The organism is Achromobacter sp. ACRQX, from assembly GCF_022346505.1.
Lineage (GTDB): Bacteria > Pseudomonadota > Gammaproteobacteria > Burkholderiales > Burkholderiaceae_B > Achromobacter > Achromobacter animicus.
In genome coordinates, this window is sequence record NZ_JAKRML010000012.1 from 87,241 (window position 1) to 102,096 (window position 14,856).

Below are 14,856 nucleotides of genomic sequence, written 5' to 3' on the forward strand. Positions count from 1 at the left end.
TATCACCTGCTTCACCTTTACAGGATCGCCCATCATGACCGCCCCAGAAGTCGTTATCTCCCCCTCGATCGCCTGCGCGAACGACCGGCCCTTCGTGCTGTTCGGCGGCATTAATGTGCTGGAATCCAAGGATCTGGCGCTGCGCGCGTGCGAGGAATACCAACGCGTCACCCGCAAACTGGGCATTCCCTACGTATTCAAGGCGTCGTTCGACAAGGCCAATCGCTCGTCCATCCATTCGTACCGCGGCCCAGGCCTCGAAGAAGGCATGAAGATCTTCGAAGCCGTGAAAAAGGAATTCGGTGTGCCGGTCATCACCGACGTCCACGAACCGTGGCAGGCGGCGCCGGTGGCCGAAGTTGCCGATATCCTGCAACTGCCGGCCTTTCTGGCGCGCCAGACCGATCTGGTCGTCGCGCTTGCCAAGACGCAGCGCGTGGTCAACATCAAGAAGCCGCAGTTCCTCAGCCCCGCGCAGATGCTGAACATCGTCGAGAAGTTCACCGAGGCCGGCAACGACAAGCTGATTCTGTGTGATCGCGGCACCAGCTTTGGCTACGACAATCTGGTCGTCGACATGCTGGGTTTCGGCGTCATGAAAAAGGTGTCCAGCAACCGCCCGCTGATCTTCGACGTCACCCACGCGCTGCAGCAGCGTTCGTCGCTGGACGCGGCATCCGGCGGTCGTCGTGAACAGGTCGCAGACCTGGCGCGCGCCGGCATGGCGGTCGGGCTGGCGGGCCTTTTCCTGGAAGCCCACCCCGATCCCAAGAACGCGAAATGCGATGGCCCCAGCGCGTTGCCGCTGGACAAGCTCGAGCCCTTCCTGACGCAACTCAAGCAGCTCGACGACCTGGTGAAGTCCTTTGCGCCGATCGACATCGAACCCTGACGCGCGCGCGGTCATCACACGGCCGCCAAGCTGTTATACGATCCAGGCCAAACGTTAGGGAGGCCTGGATGTCTTTGTATGTGATCGTCGCCGTGCGCAAAGAGGCCGGAAGTGGCCATATCGCCTACGTGCGCTGGGGGCAGGCCGTGCGCGGCGTTCCCGGCTGGATCTCGGAGCCCACGACGGCCGCAGCCGCCGAAGTCATTGAACTCATCAAGGAAGGCGCCGAGGTCGAGACCGCGATCAGTGTCGACGGCCTCACCGTCGCTTCGCGCGCGGTGCGTGTGCTGGTGGACGCCGGCGGGCGTGAACACCTTGCATCGGTGCCGGTGCCCAGTTCCACCTTGCACACGCTGTTCGACCTGCCGGAGTTCTAACCGGTGCGGCTGCCCTAGCGGCGGCCCTCGGCAAAGTTGACCAACGCGTCGCCGGCCATCCGATAGCGCACCCACTCATCCTGCGGCAGCGCGCCGATGGATTGATAGAAGTCGATGGCGGGCTGATTCCAGTCCAGCACACTCCACTCGAGCCGTCCGCAGCCGTTCGCCACGGCCTCGCGTGCCAGATGGCGCAGCAGGTCGCGTCCCGCGCCGATTCCACGGTGCTCGGGCGTGACGTACAGGTCCTCGAGATAGATGCCGTTTTTTCCGAGCCAGGTGGAGTAGCTGTAGAAATAGACGGCGTAGCCTATGGCCTTGCCGTCCAGCAGGCACATCAACGCCCGGGCGGGGGCGCCTTCGGCAAACAAGGTGCGTTCGACGTCGTCGGCGCTGGCGATCACCTCGTGCGCAGCGCGTTCATAGACGGCCAGTTCGGTAATGAAGGCATGGATCTGGGCCGCGTCCGACGGTGCGGCAGGACGAATTTCGATATTCACGGATCTTTCCTGTTTGTTGGGATGGCTATCCTACTCGCTATTGGCGCAGCGGGCAGGCCGGAACGTGGGGAATACCCTTGTTGCGCGGCGGACCGCCCGGCGCGACGCTTTATCGGGATTGCACCCAGAGTCCAGACGCGTGCTCACGAAGGATGCCTTCAATGCCCGAGACTGCTCCTGCTGTCGCACACAAGCCGCCGCCCGCCGGCCGCAGACGGCGGTTTTCCTGGATCTGGCTGGTGCCTATTGTTGCGGCGCTGGGTGGCCTGCTGCTGGTGCTGAAGGTCTGGATGGACGCAGGGCCCGAGGCCACGATCAGCTTCCAGACGGCGGAAGGGCTGGAGGCCGGCAAGACACAGGTGCGCTACAAGGAAGTCAACGTCGGCACCGTCCAGCGCGTGGCGCTCAACGAGGACCGGACCGGCGTGATTGCGACGGTGCAGCTCAACAAGGACGCGGCCGGGCTCCTGCAGGAGGGCACCGTGTTCTGGGTGGTGCGGCCGCGCCTGACGCTCAGTGGCGTTTCAGGCCTGAACACGTTGCTGTCCGGCGCCTACATTGGCCTGGATCCCGCCGGCCGTAATGGCGACAGCGATCCGCGCAAGGCGACCAAGTTCGCTTTCGTCGGTCTGGAAGTCCCGCCCGAGGTGACGCAGGACAGGCCGGGCAAGCGCTTCACCCTCAAGGGCCACGACCTCGGTTCGCTGGACATCGGATCGCCTGTCTATTTCCGGCGCATCGCGGTAGGGCAGGTGGTGAGCTATCGCCTGGATGCCACCGGCCAGGGCGTCGATATCCAGGTGTTTGTCGATGCGCCCAACGACGCCTTCGTCAACGAAGGCACGCGTTTCTGGAACGCCAGCGGGGTGGACTTCTCGGTGGACGCAGGCGGGCTGCAAGTGCGGTCTCAGTCGTTGGTGTCGGTGATCGTGGGCGGCGTCGCCTTCGACTCGGTTGAGACCCGTTTACACACCGCAGCCAAGCCGGACGCCGCGTTCGTCATCTATCCCTCGGAGACTGCGGCGCGCGCGCAGCCGGACGGCACGCCGCTGCGCATCCGCATGCGGTTCGACCAATCGGTGCGCGGACTGTCCGTGGGCGCGCCCATCGACGCGTTTGGCGCGTCGGTCGGACAGGTGGATGCCATCGGACTGGAACTCGATCGCACCACGCAGCAGTTCTATGCCCTGGTGGATGCCACCCTCTATCCGGAACGGCTGGGCGCCAAAACGTTTGAAGAGATCAAGGAGTTTTCGGGCTCTACGGTCACGCATCCCAGCGGCAAGCTGATGGCGGCCTTGATCGACCAGGGATTACGGGCGCAATTGCGCATCGGCAATCTCCTGACAGGCCAGTTGTATGTCGCCTTTGCGGTCTTCCCGGACGCCGAGCCCGTGACGTTCAAGATGGAGGAGGCGCCTTTCATTCCCACGGTGCCGAACAATCTGGACCAGTTGCAGCTGCAGATCAACAGCATCCTGACCAAGCTGGACAGGATTCCCTTTGAAGGTCTGGGCGCTGAACTCAATAACCTGCTGCAGGGCACATCCAAGCTGGTGAAGCGGCTGGACACACAGCTTGCGCCCGAGGCGACCGCGACGTTGCGTCAGGCAAGCCGGTCGCTCGCCGCCGTCGGTGGGCTGCTCAGCCCCGATGCCGGCCTGCCCGTCAACACGAGCGCATTGCTGCAGGAACTGGCGCGCACGGCGAGGTCGCTACGGGAGTTGGCAGACTACCTGCAGGCTCACCCGGGGTCCCTGCTGCGAGGGCGCGCGCCGGATCCGGTGACGGGTCGGTCGACGGCCCGGTAATGGGCGTAAGCAGCCTTGCATCGAGTTTCCTAACCCGCAGGTGTCCGATACCCCGGACCACCTGCCGCATCAAAGTGCCGGCGGCCACCTTTGGTGTCTGACACCGGTTTCCATCGGGAACGCCACTTGCTGTATGACGCCGGGGCGCCGGTGGGTTGCGGACCGAGCGGCTCCCCATCAGAGCGGAGACTCAGCATGGACCATAGTGAAATGATGGCGCGCATGATTACGTTGCCGGTGTCGCCGGGCAGATTCGACGGGTGGGACGGCGTGCTTTCAACCCTTGCGGACTGCCTTATGCAGGTGCAGGGAAAGCTCACGGAAGCCGATGTGAAGCGCTTTCTGGACGTGGGCGCGCTGGTGTATCGGACCTGCTGTCAGGACGAGGCGCGCCAGCGCTGGACGGCCGAGGAACTGGCTGCCTATCACCGCAAGGCGCCTGCAGACGCCTGAGGGGCGCGCTTCAAAAAAGGCACTGCCTCAAGGCAAAGGTCCTGCCAAACGCGCGGACCTCGTCGCCGTCCACCGATGCCGCCACATCCCAGTGGTCGCCTCGGGTGACCAGAATGGATTGACTTGAAAAAGCGTGACGAAGCGCAAACTGCCAGAACGCGCCTTCCGAGCCTTCTGGCGCCAGGTCATGCGGCCCGATCTGCAGCCGCGACGGCCGGGGGGTTGCGCCCATCGACCACTTCAGCGCGATCAACAAGAACGCGAAACGCGCGGATGCAGAAGCGGGTTGAATGCACAGCACTCGAATCTTCTCGCTCATGGCCACCACCCTGGCTGAACAGATGAGCCAGCGTAGCAAACGCCGTGCCGCGCATCCATACCGCGTTTGGTCGATTCAGCGCAGGGCCGAGTCCTGACGTATGACCGGTTGATAGAATGGCCGGCCGCCCAGCGCCGTCTTGAGGAGATCCGCATGTCCCGAATCGTCGTCAATCCCGATACGGTATTCAATTCTGTGCAGTATGGATTCAGCCAGGCGGTTATCGTGACCGGGCAGCGCCGTATGCTGCTGTCCGGCCAGGTCGGCGTGGACGCCAACGAGAAGACGGTCGGTCCGGGGCTTCAGGTGCAAACCGAGGCCGCGCTGGACAACATCGAGCGCGTCCTGGCGGCGGCCGGCGGCAACCTGTCGCAGGTCATCATGCTGCGCATCTACATCTGCGATTCGGTGAGCACCGAACAGGAAGTCGTGGCGCAGGCGTTGCGGGACCGCTTCAAGGTCGATCCGCCGGCGTCTTCCTGGATCATCGTCAGCGGGCTGTCGCTGCCGGAATGGTTGATCGAGATCGAAGCGGAAGCGATGCTCGACTGAGCAGCGGGTTGGGGCTTTCCATCTGCGCGCCTGCTAGGCTGACGCCTCGCGCCATGGCGGCTGGGCAAAAGCTGCGCGCAGGGACGCCAGAAATCCCGCCGTGCGCGCGGACAACTCCTGCCGGGACTTCACCAACGCCACGACATTCGCGTCGGGCAGATTCCAGCCCGCCAGCAACGGCACGAGTTCACCCGTGCGCAGGTGCGCGGTCACGTCCCATTCCGACCGCGCAATGATGCCGTGTCCGGCCCGCGCCCAATCCAACGCCGTCGCGCCGGCATTGCACGACATGACGGGCGCGATGCGCACGGCGACCCCCGCGCCGCGGGCACGCCTGAACCGCCACAGCGTCACGTCCTCGTCGTTTTCGCGCAAGGCGATGCAGTCGTGGTTGCGCAGGTCCTCCGGCGTGGTCGGCGAGCCACGGCGCGCCAGGTAGGCGGGCGATGCGCACAGGATGCGCCGGTTGGGCGCCAGCGGGTAGGCGACCAGCGTGGAGTCGCGCAATTCCCCGATATGAACCATCACGTCCCAGTTGTCCGACGCCAGCCGGGGAGGGCCGTCCGACAATGTCAAACTGGCCGTGACGTCTTCGCTGCGCGACCGAAAATTCGCGACCAATCCGGCGATGTAACGTTGCCCGAAGCCCAGCGGTGCAACCACCCGCAGGTGTCCCGCCACGACGCCGCGGCGTCCCGCAAGTTCGTCGGCCAGCAAGGTCAGGTCATTGCAGATCTGCGCGGCCCGCATGGCCAACAGACGGCCTTCTTCGGTCAGCGCGATGCCTCGGGCCGACCGATTGACCAGCCGTACGCCCAGCCGCTTTTCCAGCGCGTTCAGGCGCTGCGTGATCGCGGGTGGCGTGACGTCCAGCGCGCGCGCTGCTTGCGCAAGCGAGCCGGCGGTCGAAAGGCTCAGGAAAAAGCGCAGGTCGTCAGTGGCAATCATTCAGTTACGGCTTAATGGGATATTAAGTTGCCATTAAACAAGGTAAGCGCCTTCCGCGCCATACTGCGTGCTGATTCCCGCAGGCCCGTCCTGCCTGCCGCTCACTCGCAAAGAGATTGCCATGACCCTGGAAACCGTCGTATCCACGCTGGATGCCCTGGAAACGCCCTGTCTGCTGCTCGATGAAACGCGCATGATGCGCAATATCGCGCGGCTGAACGCCCTGATGGCCGGCCACGGCGTCCGTTTGCGGCCCCATCTGAAAACGCCCAAGTCCATCGAGGTCGCCCGCCGGCTGATGACGACGCCGCAAGGGCCAGCCGCCGTCTCGACCTTGCAGGAGGCCGAACAGTTCGCCGCCGCTGGCGTCACGGATCTGCTGTATGCGGTGGGCGTGTCGCCGTCGAAGCTCGACCGCGTGCTGGCTTTGCGACAGCGCGGCGTCGACCTGACCGTTGTCGTCGACAGCATCGAGGCCGCGCGCGCGGTGTCGGCGCGTGCCAAGGCTGCCGGCGATCGGATCCCGGCGCTCATCGAGATCGATTGCGACGGCCACCGGGCTGGCGTGCAGCCCAAGGACACGGACCAACTGCTGGCAATCGCGCGCGTGTTGCACGAAGACGGGGCGTGCCTGCGCGGCGTCATGACGCACGCGGGCGAATCCTATGGCTGCCGCAGCGTCGAGGCGATTGCGGACATGGCCGAACAGGAACGCTGGGCCGCCGTGAGCTGCGCAGAGGCGATCCGCGGCGCGGGCCTGCCGTGCCCGGTCGTCAGCGTCGGCTCCACGCCCACCGCGCACTTTGCGCGCAATCTGGATGGCGTGACGGAAGTCCGCGCCGGCGTGTACGTCTTCTTCGATTTGGTCATGGCCGGGTTGGGCGTGTGCAGCGTGGACGACATTGCTGCGACGGTGCTGACCACCGTCATCGGCCATCAGCCCGAGAAGGGCTGGATTCTGGTCGACGCGGGATGGATGGCCATGTCGCGGGATCGTGGCACCGCCAAGCAGCCGGTGGATCAGTTGTACGGGCTGGTGTGCGATGTGGACGGCAAGGTCTATCCGGACGTGCTGCTGGCCGAAACCAACCAGGAGCAGGGGATCATCAAGGTGCGCCCTGGCAGCAACGCGGTCCTGCCGGACCTGCCCATCGGCGCCAAACTGCGCATTGTCCCGAATCACGCCTGCGCGACGTGCGCGCAGCACGACGCCTACGAGGTGGTGCGCCCCGGTGAGCCGGGCGTGGTGGCACGCTGGGAACGCTTCCGTGGCTGGTGAGCCGCGCATCAAAAAGGATTTCGGCATGGACTTCATTCAAACGCCCGACGCCACGCCGCCGGCCGGGCATTATTCCCAGGCGGTTCGCGCCAACGGCTTCGTATTCGTATCGGGGCAGCTGGGTTTTTTGCCGCCGGCCGGACCCGGCGTGCGCCCCGTGCTGGCGGCGGACGCGGCCGGCCAGACCAGGGAAGCGCTGCGCAGCGTGTGGGCCATTCTTGACGCCGCAGGCTCGTCGTTATCGTCCGTGGTCAACGTCACCGTTTACATCCCGGACGTCAGTCTGTGGGATGAGGTCAACGCGGTGTACGAAGCGTGCTTTGGCAGCCACCGCCCCGCGCGCGCCATCGTGCCCACGCGCGAACTCCATTACGGCGCGCTGGTGGAAATCAGTGTCGTGGCGGTGGGCTGACCGAGTTCTGCGGGGCGAGGGCGGACGCGAGGGGCTGCTACACAGGCGACGCCTATAATGCGAGCGCCTCAATGCCCTTGGCGGAGACCGTCCACATGCACTACGAGTATCTGTTCTGGTCCATGGCTGCCATGGTGGCCGCCGCGCTTGCCGGCGGCGCCTTGTGCGGCCGCCTGCAGTCCGTCAAGCAACTGGTGATCGGCTTGCTGGGGTGGGCGGCGGCAATCTTCGCGGTGGTGCTGCTGCTGGCGCGCCAGGGCGGGTTCGATGAACTGGCGGCGATGCTGTCCATCGCCGCCTTCATGTTCAGTCTGGTGATCGGCGCCGCGGCGGCGCTGCTGACGCGGCGTATCCGGCTACACCGTCAACAACAGCAATTGCCTCAATCGTTGCGCCAATGACGCGCTGAGCGGCGGGCCGGGCCTTTCATTCTTCCGGGTCGAAGTCCTCATCCTCTTCGTCGTCCTCATCCTGCTCGAGGGCGTCGTAACCCTTCCAGGTAATCCGCCAGCGCGTCGCACCGGCGTTCGCCGAAGTCTCGCTGACCTGCTTGACCAGGCCAGCGTCTTCCAGCAGGTCCAGGTGATGCGCGATGACCTGCAGGCCTTGCTCTTCGGGATGCGGCGCCAGCGCGGCGTTCTTGATGTCGTGCGTGCTGAGGTTGGGGCCGGGGGCGTCGCGCAGGGCGCCCAGAATCGTGACGACCAAGTCGAAATCGCGTTGCATGTTGTTCACCATGTAGGGGTAAAAGAACACGCCGACGATAGCAGACTTCGGCTGCAGCAATAGGACTGCGCGCGCGCCTGCGTTACAGTCCGGGGTTCTTGCTAAACCACATTCGAAAACACCATGAAAAAACCCGCAGAACGGGATTGCCTGGCGGTCGTCCCCGGCTACACGGGCCAGTCCGCCAAGCTGTTCCTCTCGCGCGGCGAGGATGAGCGCATCGACGGCGTGACCGTCTACGACCTGCTCGGCCACGTCAAGCAGCAGGGCGACGCCGAGGCCGCCGCCGCCTGGGTGGGCGAATGGCTCGCCAAAGAGGCCGACAACCGCAAGGCCCGGCGCACCCAGCTCCAGGCCCAGCTCTTCCTGTGCAAGCTGTCCGGTGACGAGAAGACCGCCTTCCTGGCTGCACAAAAGCCGCTGGCCCGTGTGTTGGCCGAAGCCGGGGTGCGCTGCCGTAGCGTGGCGGCCACGTCCGGGGCCGCCCGCCAGTCTCTGGGCCCCCTGTCCAAGAAACGTTAGCCTAAGGCTGTTATAGTCGCGCCTGGGCGTGCGTGAGCACCTGCATGGTGCAGCGCCCTGGCGGGCTCAGCCCGCAAATCAAGGAAGATGGAAATGGAAATACTCAGTCGGCACGTTGCCGACGTAGCGGGCGGCGTCGAGCTGCACACCACGCTGGATGGCGAAAGCATCAGCGTCTATGTCGTGATGGGCATAGATGATCTCAATGCGATCGCAGACATCGTGCCGCGCGAAAAAGTCGATGCAGGAGCGGACATACACGCCGCCAATGTCGACAATGTTGATAATGCGCAAGAACAGATCGACCAAGTGCTGGAAAATATGAATCCCGGCGACGTGGCGGTTTTCCTTTGCTCGGGTCCCGATGCTTTTGGCGCGGCGCTCGACTTGTTGGGTTTACCTATCGACGAGTAAGCCTGACGGCAAACCATAGTGTCATCCAAACGGCGTATTGCAGGTCGTACGCGCTTTTGATGGCATTTATATAAGCCTTGTTTGTTTTTTTATGATGTATTGGTGTTAACACCAATGCAGGGACTCGTTTACCCTTTAAAAACGTGCGAAATAACTGCGCAGTTTCTCTTTGTTGCATTATTGGCACGTATTTTTTAGGATTATGTTGACTTGTGAGGGGAACATAACGATAGTGTCGGCACACGATCACAAGCGTTGCGATTTTCGATCAGTGCCGTGCCTTTTCCGGCTCAGCGTTATTGTTCTACTGTCCCCTCCTTGATTGATTCGTGACCTCCGGGCATTTGCCCATTATCTCTAGGAAATACAGTATGGAAACCGGCGTCGTTAAGTGGTTCAATTCGGAAAAGGGTTATGGCTTCATCACCCCGGAAGCGGGCGGCAAGGACCTCTTCGCTCACTTCTCCGAAATTCAGGGCTCGGGCTTCAAGTCTCTGGAAGAGAACCAGCGCGTCAGCTTTGTGACGGCCAATGGCCCCAAGGGCCCGCAAGCCACGAAGATTCAAGTCCTGTAAGGATCTGAGTTTTCTCAAGAAGGCCCCTCGCGGGGCCTTTTTTGTTTTCTGCGCGGTATCCTTGACGGCCGATTCTCCTCGCGGCCAACGCTTCGGCGGCGGCAGCGCGTCCAAATCCCCGAGCCCATCGCCGCCATGACCACCACACCGCCAAAGCCGTTCGCCCTGCAACCCGACGATGTAGTCGCATTCTGGCTGGACGCTGGTCCCGCGCAGTGGTTCAGCAAAAGCGCCCAGTTCGATGCGGCCTTTCGAGCGCGCTTCGAAGACGCTCATATGGCGGCCGCTTCCCGCCGGATCGATGCCTGGCTGGACGAACCCGCCGGCGCGATCGCGTTGATGATCCTGTTGGACCAGTTTCCTCGCAACGCCTACCGCGATACCGGGCATATGTTCGCCACTGACGCGTTGGCGCTGCATTTTGCCGAACGCGCCATCGCGGCGGGCCATGATCTTGCGGTCGACGCCTCGCTGCGCCAGTTTTTCTACATGCCGTTCGAACACGCCGAGAACCTGGCGGCGCAGAATCGGGCCATCGCGTTGATGGAGCCGCTGGGCGCGGAAGCCGTGCGATGGGCCGTCCTGCATCGCGACATCATCAAGCGGTTCGGGCGCTTCCCGCACCGGAACGCGGCATTGGCACGGCAGACGACCCAGGCCGAACGCGAGTTCCTCGAATCGGGTGGTTTCGCAGGGTAGGGCGCGCGGTACGCACAGAGCTTTCAAAATGGCGCAGTGTCTACGTGTATCGGTACGTGGCAAGTTGAAAATGTTGAGCGTGCCGCCCGGGCCGGCTTGCGCTCTTTAGCGGGTGTAGCGGGCTTTTCGGGGCGCGAATCCAGCCCTTTCGGACATTTGACGTTTTTCCGGGTTCACCAATAAACTGGTTTCAGCGAGATTCTCAAGCGACGCGGTCTGCGTTCTCCTTGGTCGCCGTCAGTGGTGCCGCGGTTGCTATCCTCTCCCATCCTTGAAGATCTGGCGTCCCGCGAGCAATCGCTTTTTAGGTCAAGGACATCCCATGGCAACCGGCATCGTCAAGTGGTTCAACGCCGAAAAGGGTTATGGCTTCATCATGCCCGACGACGGCAGCAAGGATCTTTTCGCTCACTACTCCGAAATCCGTAGCGAAGGCTATAAGTCGCTACAAGAAAACCAGCGGGTCACTTTCGACGTTGGAACCGGCCCCAAGGGCCCCAGCGCCAAGAACATCAAGGTCGCGGCCTGAGCTTCTTGGGTAGTGCTCCGGGTTCTGACCCGGTGTTCTATCCATAAAAAAGCCCCCACGTTTTGCGCGTGGGGGCTTTTTTTGTCCTGGCTTGCCTTAGTGCTTGGCTGAGCTGCCGGTCGACAGCTTGTCGACCAGGGCGATCCCCAGCGCCGACAGGATGAAGATGGCGTGGATGATGGTCTGCCACATCACGCCGGCTTCGGTGAAGCGCGCGTTCGGCGTGCCGATGGTGCCGGCTTCGATGAAGGTGCGCAGCAGGTGGATCGACGAGATGCCGATGATGGCCATCGCAAGCTTCACTTTCAGCACGCTGGCATTCACGTGGCTCAGCCACTCCGGCTGGTCGGGATGGTTCTGCAGGCGCAGGCGCGACACGAACGTCTCGTAGCCGCCCACGATGACCATCACCAGCAGGTTGGAGATCATGACCACGTCGATCAGTCCCAGCACGATCAGCATGATTTCCATTTCGCCGAAGCTGGTGGCGTGGGTGACCAAATGCCAGAGTTCCTTGAGGAACAGCATCACGTAGACGCCCTGCGCAACGATGAGGCCCAGGTATAGCGGTAGCTGCAGCCAGCGCGAACTGAAGATGAGGCTGGGAAGCAGGCCTAGGCGGGGAGGGGGATTCGGGATCATGTTGGGTGCGAGCCGTTGGGTTTGCGGAAAAAAGCGCGGCGGCAATTCTATCAACGCCATGGGACAGCGGACATCTCTTTTGGCCGGCTTTAAAAGGGCCTCGCGATGCTTAGCATGGCAGCCTTCGAATTGCTCGGCTATTTGGTAAGAGAAAATCGCATTTGCGAAACTCTGTGCCGGAATGCTTCGAAAGCTGTGGGCGTATATAGAATTGCCGCCTCGTTTGCATAGAACAAGTCAATAGGAGTTTGTTCCCATGAAGATCCGCTACACCGTCGCCGCATTGGCCGTTGCGCTCGCCCCTTACTCGGCCGCACATGCGTTGGACATCGGTGGGCTCGTCGGCGCCGGCGCCAAGGTCGTCCAGGCGGCCACGCTGAGCGATGCCGAGATCAAGACCCTGTCGGACAAGGCGTGCGCGCAAAGCGATTCGCAGGAAAAGATCGCCGCGCCGGGCAGCAAGTACGACGCCCGTCTGCAGAAGATCGCCAAGGCGCTGGGCAGCACGGTCAATGGCCAGAAGGCCAGCTACAAGGTCTATGTCACCAAGGACGTCAACGCGTGGGCAATGGCCAACGGCTGCATCCGCGTGTATAGCGGTCTCATGGACATGATGACGGACGACGAAGTGATGGGCGTGGTTGGCCACGAAATCGGTCACGTGGCGCTGGGCCACACCAAGAAGGCGATGCAGACCGCCTACACGGTGTCGGCTGCGCGTGATGCGGCGGGCGCGGCTGGCGGCGCGACGGTGGCTCAGTTGAGCTCCTCGCAACTGGGCGACCTGACCGAGAAGTTCATCAATGCGCAGTTCTCGCAATCGCAGGAAAGTGCGGCGGACGATTATTCGTTCGACCTGCTGCAATCCAAGAAACAGAATACGCGTGGCCTCGTGACCGCGTTCCAGAAGCTGGCCGAGCTGGACGGCGGCAAGAGCGATATGATGAGCTCCCACCCGTCCTCGGCCAAGCGTGCACAGCACATCGAAGACCGCATCGCCAAGGCCAAGTAACCTCTCGGCCAGGCGTCCGTCCTCGCTTTTTGGGCGATAAACGGGGCGCGAGCATCCGGGCAAATCCGGGGCTCGCGCCCCTTTGCGTCAGGGTTCCGGAAGTTTCCGGTAAAATGCCGCGTTTATCCGCCCGTAATCTCATCTCTCGGAAAATAGGTCTTTTAATGCAGCCTGTGGTTGAAACCCTCTCCGGCCTGGAGCGCCGTGTTGATCTGGCCGTCTCGGTGGCCGACGTCGAAAAGGAAGTCCAGGCGCAATTGAAGCGCGTGGCTCGGACCGCCAAGGTCCCCGGCTTCCGTCCGGGCAAGGCGCCGCTCGCCATGCTCGAGCGCAGCCATGGCCCCAGCATCCGCTACGACGTGATCAATAGCCAAGTTGGCCGTGCCTTTGAACAAGCCATCGACGGCGCCAAGTTGCGCGTTGCCGGCGCCCCGAACCTCGAGCCCAAGACGGAAGGCGTTTCCGACGACACGCTGGCGTTCACCGCCACGTTCGAGGTCTACCCCGAAGTCGCCGTGCCGGACCTGTCCGAACTGGCCGTCACCCGCTACGAAACCGCCGTCACCGACGCGGAAGTCCAGCAGACGCTGGACGTGCTGCGTAAGCAACGCGCCACGTTCGAAGCCCGTGAAGGCCGCGCCAGCGCCGACGGCGACCGCGTCACCCTCGACTTCGCCGGCACCATCGACGGCGTGCCGTTCGAAGGCGGCAAGGCCGAAGACTTCCCGTTCGTGCTCGGCCAAGGCCGCATGCTGCCGGAATTCGAAGAAGCCGCCCGCGGCCTGAAGGCTGGCGAAACCAAGGTTTTCCAGCTCAAGTTCCCGGATGACTACCAAGGCGTCGAAGTCGCCGGCAAGACCGCCGAATTCACCATCACCATCAAGGAAGTGGCTGAAGGCGTCCTGCCCGAACTGAACGGCGAATTCGCCAAGTCGCTCGGCCAGGCCGAAGGCGACGTCGAAAAGCTCAAGGCCGACATCCGCAGCAACATCGAGCGCGAAGTCAAGGTCCGTTCGCAAGGCCGCACCAAGGCCAGCGTCATGGACGCCCTGGTCGAAGCCGGCAAGTTCGACGTGCCGAAAGCCCTGATCGACAACGACGTGCAAGGCCGTATCGCCGCTGCCCGCGAAGAACTGAAGCAGCGCGGCGTGCCCAACGCCGAATCCGTGCCGATCCCGGCCGAGGCTTTCTCGACCGAATCCGAGCGCCGCGTCCGCCTGGGCCTGCTGGTGTCCGAACTGGTCAAGCAAGCTCAGCTGCAAGCCAAGCCGGAACAGGTGCGCGCACGTATCGAAGAATTCGCCCAGAACTACGAACAACCCGCCCAGGTTGTCAGCTATTACCTGGCAGACCGCCAGCGTCGTGCTGAAATCGAGGCTATCGTGCTCGAAGACAACGTCGTCGCGCATGTTCTGGAAAAGGCCAAGGTCACCGACGAAAAGGTGGCTTTCGATCAGTTGATGGGGATGGCGTAACACTATGCAGAGATTCACCGATTTCTATGCGGCAATGAATGGCGGGTCTTCGGTGACCCCCACCGGCCTGGGCTACATTCCCATGGTGATCGAGCAGTCGGGGCGCGGCGAGCGCGCCTACGACATCTATTCGCGTCTGCTCCGCGAACGGCTCATTTTCCTGGTGGGTCCGGTGAACGACGCCACGGCCAACCTGGTCGTGGCTCAGTTGCTGTTCCTGGAATCGGAGAATCCTGACAAGGACATTTCCCTGTACATCAACTCGCCCGGCGGGTCGGTGTACGCGGGAATGGCCATTTTTGACACCATGCAGTTCGTCAAGCCGGACGTGTCCACCCTGTGCACCGGCCTCGCGGCCAGCATGGGCGCGTTCCTGCTGGCGGCTGGCAAGAAGGGCAAGCGTTTCACCCTGCCCAACTCGCGCATCATGATTCACCAGCCCTCGGGCGGCGCCCAGGGGCAGGCTTCCGACATCCAGATCCAGGCCCGCGAAATCCTGGACCTGCGCGAGCGCCTCAACCGCATCCTGTCCAACAACACCGGACAGAGCATGGAGCGCATCGAACTGGACACGGAACGTGACAACTTCATGTCGGCCGAAGATGCGGTATCGTATGGCCTGGTGGACAAGGTCATGGCCTCCCGGTCCGAAGGCTGACTTCCCGGTTGAACCAGACCCGCTGCCATCATGTTTGAGTAAGCGCATGCGCTAGGCCATT

The 14,856-nt window shown here is 63.0% G+C and carries 21 protein-coding genes; 16 read left to right on the forward strand and 5 right to left on the reverse strand.

The window, feature by feature from the left end; genetic code table 11:
• Positions 1 to 34 precede the first annotated feature (34 nt).
• Together kdsA and MHZ91_RS13365 are read left to right on the forward strand one after the other, a co-directional pair.
• The gene (kdsA, locus tag MHZ91_RS13360) at positions 35 to 892 is read left to right on the forward strand and encodes a 3-deoxy-8-phosphooctulonate synthase (RefSeq protein WP_239214029.1); all 858 of its coding nucleotides are present in this window, start codon (positions 35 to 37) and stop codon (positions 890 to 892) included.
• A 68-nt stretch (positions 893 to 960) separates the two neighbouring features.
• Positions 961 to 1,269, forward strand: a complete 309-nt coding sequence (locus MHZ91_RS13365; protein ID WP_175123425.1) for a DUF3892 domain-containing protein — start codon at positions 961 to 963, stop codon at positions 1,267 to 1,269.
• Between the two features lie 14 nt (positions 1,270 to 1,283).
• On the opposite strand, the gene MHZ91_RS13370 is transcribed toward MHZ91_RS13365, so the two are convergent.
• Complete coding sequence (locus MHZ91_RS13370; protein WP_175123424.1) at positions 1,284 to 1,769, reverse strand: GNAT family N-acetyltransferase; 486 nt, start codon at positions 1,767 to 1,769, stop codon at positions 1,284 to 1,286.
• Positions 1,770 to 1,930: 161 nt separating this feature from the next.
• On the opposite strand from MHZ91_RS13370, the gene MHZ91_RS13375 reads away from it, so the two are divergent.
• Both MHZ91_RS13375 and MHZ91_RS13380 read left to right on the forward strand, forming a co-directional pair.
• A complete protein-coding gene (locus MHZ91_RS13375; protein WP_239214032.1) occupies positions 1,931 to 3,580 on the forward strand; it encodes an intermembrane transport protein PqiB in 1,650 nt (549 codons plus the stop codon).
• 195 nt (positions 3,581 to 3,775) lie between these two features.
• The gene (locus MHZ91_RS13380; RefSeq protein WP_175123422.1) at positions 3,776 to 4,033 is read left to right on the forward strand and encodes a hypothetical protein; all 258 of its coding nucleotides are present in this window, start codon (positions 3,776 to 3,778) and stop codon (positions 4,031 to 4,033) included.
• Positions 4,034 to 4,043: 10 nt separating this feature from the next.
• On the opposite strand, the gene MHZ91_RS13385 is transcribed toward MHZ91_RS13380, so the two are convergent.
• A complete protein-coding gene (locus MHZ91_RS13385) occupies positions 4,044 to 4,352 on the reverse strand; it encodes a hypothetical protein (RefSeq protein WP_175123421.1) in 309 nt (102 codons plus the stop codon).
• Positions 4,353 to 4,505: 153 nt separating this feature from the next.
• Between MHZ91_RS13385 and MHZ91_RS13390 the strand changes: the two genes are divergently transcribed.
• A complete protein-coding gene (locus MHZ91_RS13390; protein ID WP_175138357.1) occupies positions 4,506 to 4,904 on the forward strand; it encodes a RidA family protein in 399 nt (132 codons plus the stop codon).
• Between the two features lie 33 nt (positions 4,905 to 4,937).
• Here MHZ91_RS13390 and MHZ91_RS13395 read toward each other — a convergent pair whose 3' ends face one another.
• Entirely contained in the window at positions 4,938 to 5,852 is a 915-nt protein-coding gene (locus MHZ91_RS13395) for a LysR family transcriptional regulator (RefSeq protein WP_239214035.1), read from the reverse strand.
• A 121-nt stretch (positions 5,853 to 5,973) separates the two neighbouring features.
• Here MHZ91_RS13395 and MHZ91_RS13400 point away from each other — a divergent pair, with 121 nt between their 5' ends.
• The 3 genes from MHZ91_RS13400 (at position 5,974) to MHZ91_RS13410 (ending at position 7,944) form a co-directional block, all read left to right on the forward strand.
• Positions 5,974 to 7,131 (forward strand): DSD1 family PLP-dependent enzyme, encoded by a 1,158-nt coding sequence (locus MHZ91_RS13400; RefSeq protein WP_239214037.1) that lies wholly within the window; start codon positions 5,974 to 5,976, stop codon positions 7,129 to 7,131.
• A 25-nt stretch (positions 7,132 to 7,156) separates the two neighbouring features.
• The gene (locus MHZ91_RS13405) at positions 7,157 to 7,543 is read left to right on the forward strand and encodes a RidA family protein (RefSeq protein WP_239214038.1); all 387 of its coding nucleotides are present in this window, start codon (positions 7,157 to 7,159) and stop codon (positions 7,541 to 7,543) included.
• Positions 7,544 to 7,638: 95 nt separating this feature from the next.
• The gene (locus MHZ91_RS13410) at positions 7,639 to 7,944 is read left to right on the forward strand and encodes a hypothetical protein (RefSeq protein ID WP_239214039.1); all 306 of its coding nucleotides are present in this window, start codon (positions 7,639 to 7,641) and stop codon (positions 7,942 to 7,944) included.
• Between the two features lie 25 nt (positions 7,945 to 7,969).
• Here MHZ91_RS13410 and MHZ91_RS13415 read toward each other — a convergent pair whose 3' ends face one another.
• The gene (locus tag MHZ91_RS13415) at positions 7,970 to 8,269 is read right to left on the reverse strand and encodes a DUF2513 domain-containing protein (RefSeq protein WP_175123415.1); all 300 of its coding nucleotides are present in this window, start codon (positions 8,267 to 8,269) and stop codon (positions 7,970 to 7,972) included.
• A 123-nt stretch (positions 8,270 to 8,392) separates the two neighbouring features.
• On the opposite strand from MHZ91_RS13415, the gene MHZ91_RS13420 reads away from it, so the two are divergent.
• From MHZ91_RS13420 to MHZ91_RS13440, 5 genes are all read left to right on the forward strand, one after another.
• Positions 8,393 to 8,791: a hypothetical protein gene (locus tag MHZ91_RS13420; protein ID WP_239214040.1), complete on the forward strand. Its 399-nt coding sequence runs from the start codon at positions 8,393 to 8,395 to the stop codon at positions 8,789 to 8,791.
• Positions 8,792 to 8,884: 93 nt separating this feature from the next.
• Positions 8,885 to 9,205 (forward strand): hypothetical protein, encoded by a 321-nt coding sequence (locus MHZ91_RS13425; RefSeq protein ID WP_175123413.1) that lies wholly within the window; start codon positions 8,885 to 8,887, stop codon positions 9,203 to 9,205.
• 371 nt (positions 9,206 to 9,576) lie between these two features.
• Positions 9,577 to 9,780, forward strand: coding sequence for a cold-shock protein (locus MHZ91_RS13430; RefSeq protein ID WP_006220190.1), 204 nt, complete (start codon positions 9,577 to 9,579; stop codon positions 9,778 to 9,780).
• A gap of 135 nt (positions 9,781 to 9,915) precedes the next feature.
• On the forward strand, positions 9,916 to 10,479 hold the full coding sequence (locus MHZ91_RS13435; protein ID WP_239214041.1) for a DUF924 family protein: 564 nt from the start codon (positions 9,916 to 9,918) through the stop codon (positions 10,477 to 10,479).
• Between the two features lie 322 nt (positions 10,480 to 10,801).
• Positions 10,802 to 11,008, forward strand: coding sequence for a cold-shock protein (locus MHZ91_RS13440; protein ID WP_042794090.1), 207 nt, complete (start codon positions 10,802 to 10,804; stop codon positions 11,006 to 11,008).
• Between the two features lie 96 nt (positions 11,009 to 11,104).
• Here MHZ91_RS13440 and MHZ91_RS13445 read toward each other — a convergent pair whose 3' ends face one another.
• Positions 11,105 to 11,650 (reverse strand): TIGR00645 family protein, encoded by a 546-nt coding sequence (locus MHZ91_RS13445; protein WP_175123411.1) that lies wholly within the window; start codon positions 11,648 to 11,650, stop codon positions 11,105 to 11,107.
• Between the two features lie 256 nt (positions 11,651 to 11,906).
• Between MHZ91_RS13445 and MHZ91_RS13450 the strand changes: the two genes are divergently transcribed.
• From MHZ91_RS13450 to clpP, 3 genes are all read left to right on the forward strand, one after another.
• Entirely contained in the window at positions 11,907 to 12,662 is a 756-nt protein-coding gene (locus MHZ91_RS13450) for a M48 family metalloprotease (protein WP_175123410.1), read from the forward strand.
• A 164-nt stretch (positions 12,663 to 12,826) separates the two neighbouring features.
• The gene (tig, locus tag MHZ91_RS13455) at positions 12,827 to 14,137 is read left to right on the forward strand and encodes a trigger factor (protein WP_175123409.1); all 1,311 of its coding nucleotides are present in this window, start codon (positions 12,827 to 12,829) and stop codon (positions 14,135 to 14,137) included.
• Between the two features lie 4 nt (positions 14,138 to 14,141).
• Entirely contained in the window at positions 14,142 to 14,795 is a 654-nt protein-coding gene (gene clpP / locus MHZ91_RS13460; RefSeq protein ID WP_175123408.1) for an ATP-dependent Clp endopeptidase proteolytic subunit ClpP, read from the forward strand.
• Positions 14,796 to 14,856 lie beyond the last annotated feature (61 nt).

Bases quoted from the DNA above. Each gene is read 5' to 3' on its own strand.
- kdsA (WP_239214029.1), top strand. From the start codon at position 35: ATGACCGCCCCAGAAGTCGTTATCTCCCCCTCGATCGCCTGCGCGAAC.
- MHZ91_RS13365 (WP_175123425.1), top strand. From the start codon at position 961: ATGTCTTTGTATGTGATCGTCGCCGTGCGCAAAGAGGCCGGAAGTGGC.
- MHZ91_RS13375 (WP_239214032.1), top strand. From the start codon at position 1,931: ATGCCCGAGACTGCTCCTGCTGTCGCACACAAGCCGCCGCCCGCCGGC.
- MHZ91_RS13380 (WP_175123422.1), top strand. From the start codon at position 3,776: ATGGACCATAGTGAAATGATGGCGCGCATGATTACGTTGCCGGTGTCG.
- MHZ91_RS13385 (WP_175123421.1), bottom strand. From the start codon at position 4,352: ATGAGCGAGAAGATTCGAGTGCTGTGCATTCAACCCGCTTCTGCATCC.
- MHZ91_RS13390 (WP_175138357.1), top strand. From the start codon at position 4,506: ATGTCCCGAATCGTCGTCAATCCCGATACGGTATTCAATTCTGTGCAG.
- MHZ91_RS13395 (WP_239214035.1), bottom strand. From the start codon at position 5,852: ATGATTGCCACTGACGACCTGCGCTTTTTCCTGAGCCTTTCGACCGCC.
- MHZ91_RS13400 (WP_239214037.1), top strand. From the start codon at position 5,974: ATGACCCTGGAAACCGTCGTATCCACGCTGGATGCCCTGGAAACGCCC.
- MHZ91_RS13405 (WP_239214038.1), top strand. From the start codon at position 7,157: ATGGACTTCATTCAAACGCCCGACGCCACGCCGCCGGCCGGGCATTAT.
- MHZ91_RS13410 (WP_239214039.1), top strand. From the start codon at position 7,639: ATGCACTACGAGTATCTGTTCTGGTCCATGGCTGCCATGGTGGCCGCC.
- MHZ91_RS13415 (WP_175123415.1), bottom strand. From the start codon at position 8,269: ATGCAACGCGATTTCGACTTGGTCGTCACGATTCTGGGCGCCCTGCGC.
- MHZ91_RS13420 (WP_239214040.1), top strand. From the start codon at position 8,393: ATGAAAAAACCCGCAGAACGGGATTGCCTGGCGGTCGTCCCCGGCTAC.
- MHZ91_RS13425 (WP_175123413.1), top strand. From the start codon at position 8,885: ATGGAAATACTCAGTCGGCACGTTGCCGACGTAGCGGGCGGCGTCGAG.
- MHZ91_RS13430 (WP_006220190.1), top strand. From the start codon at position 9,577: ATGGAAACCGGCGTCGTTAAGTGGTTCAATTCGGAAAAGGGTTATGGC.
- MHZ91_RS13435 (WP_239214041.1), top strand. From the start codon at position 9,916: ATGACCACCACACCGCCAAAGCCGTTCGCCCTGCAACCCGACGATGTA.
- MHZ91_RS13440 (WP_042794090.1), top strand. From the start codon at position 10,802: ATGGCAACCGGCATCGTCAAGTGGTTCAACGCCGAAAAGGGTTATGGC.
- MHZ91_RS13445 (WP_175123411.1), bottom strand. From the start codon at position 11,650: ATGATCCCGAATCCCCCTCCCCGCCTAGGCCTGCTTCCCAGCCTCATC.
- MHZ91_RS13450 (WP_175123410.1), top strand. From the start codon at position 11,907: ATGAAGATCCGCTACACCGTCGCCGCATTGGCCGTTGCGCTCGCCCCT.
- tig (WP_175123409.1), top strand. From the start codon at position 12,827: ATGCAGCCTGTGGTTGAAACCCTCTCCGGCCTGGAGCGCCGTGTTGAT.
- clpP (WP_175123408.1), top strand. From the start codon at position 14,142: ATGCAGAGATTCACCGATTTCTATGCGGCAATGAATGGCGGGTCTTCG.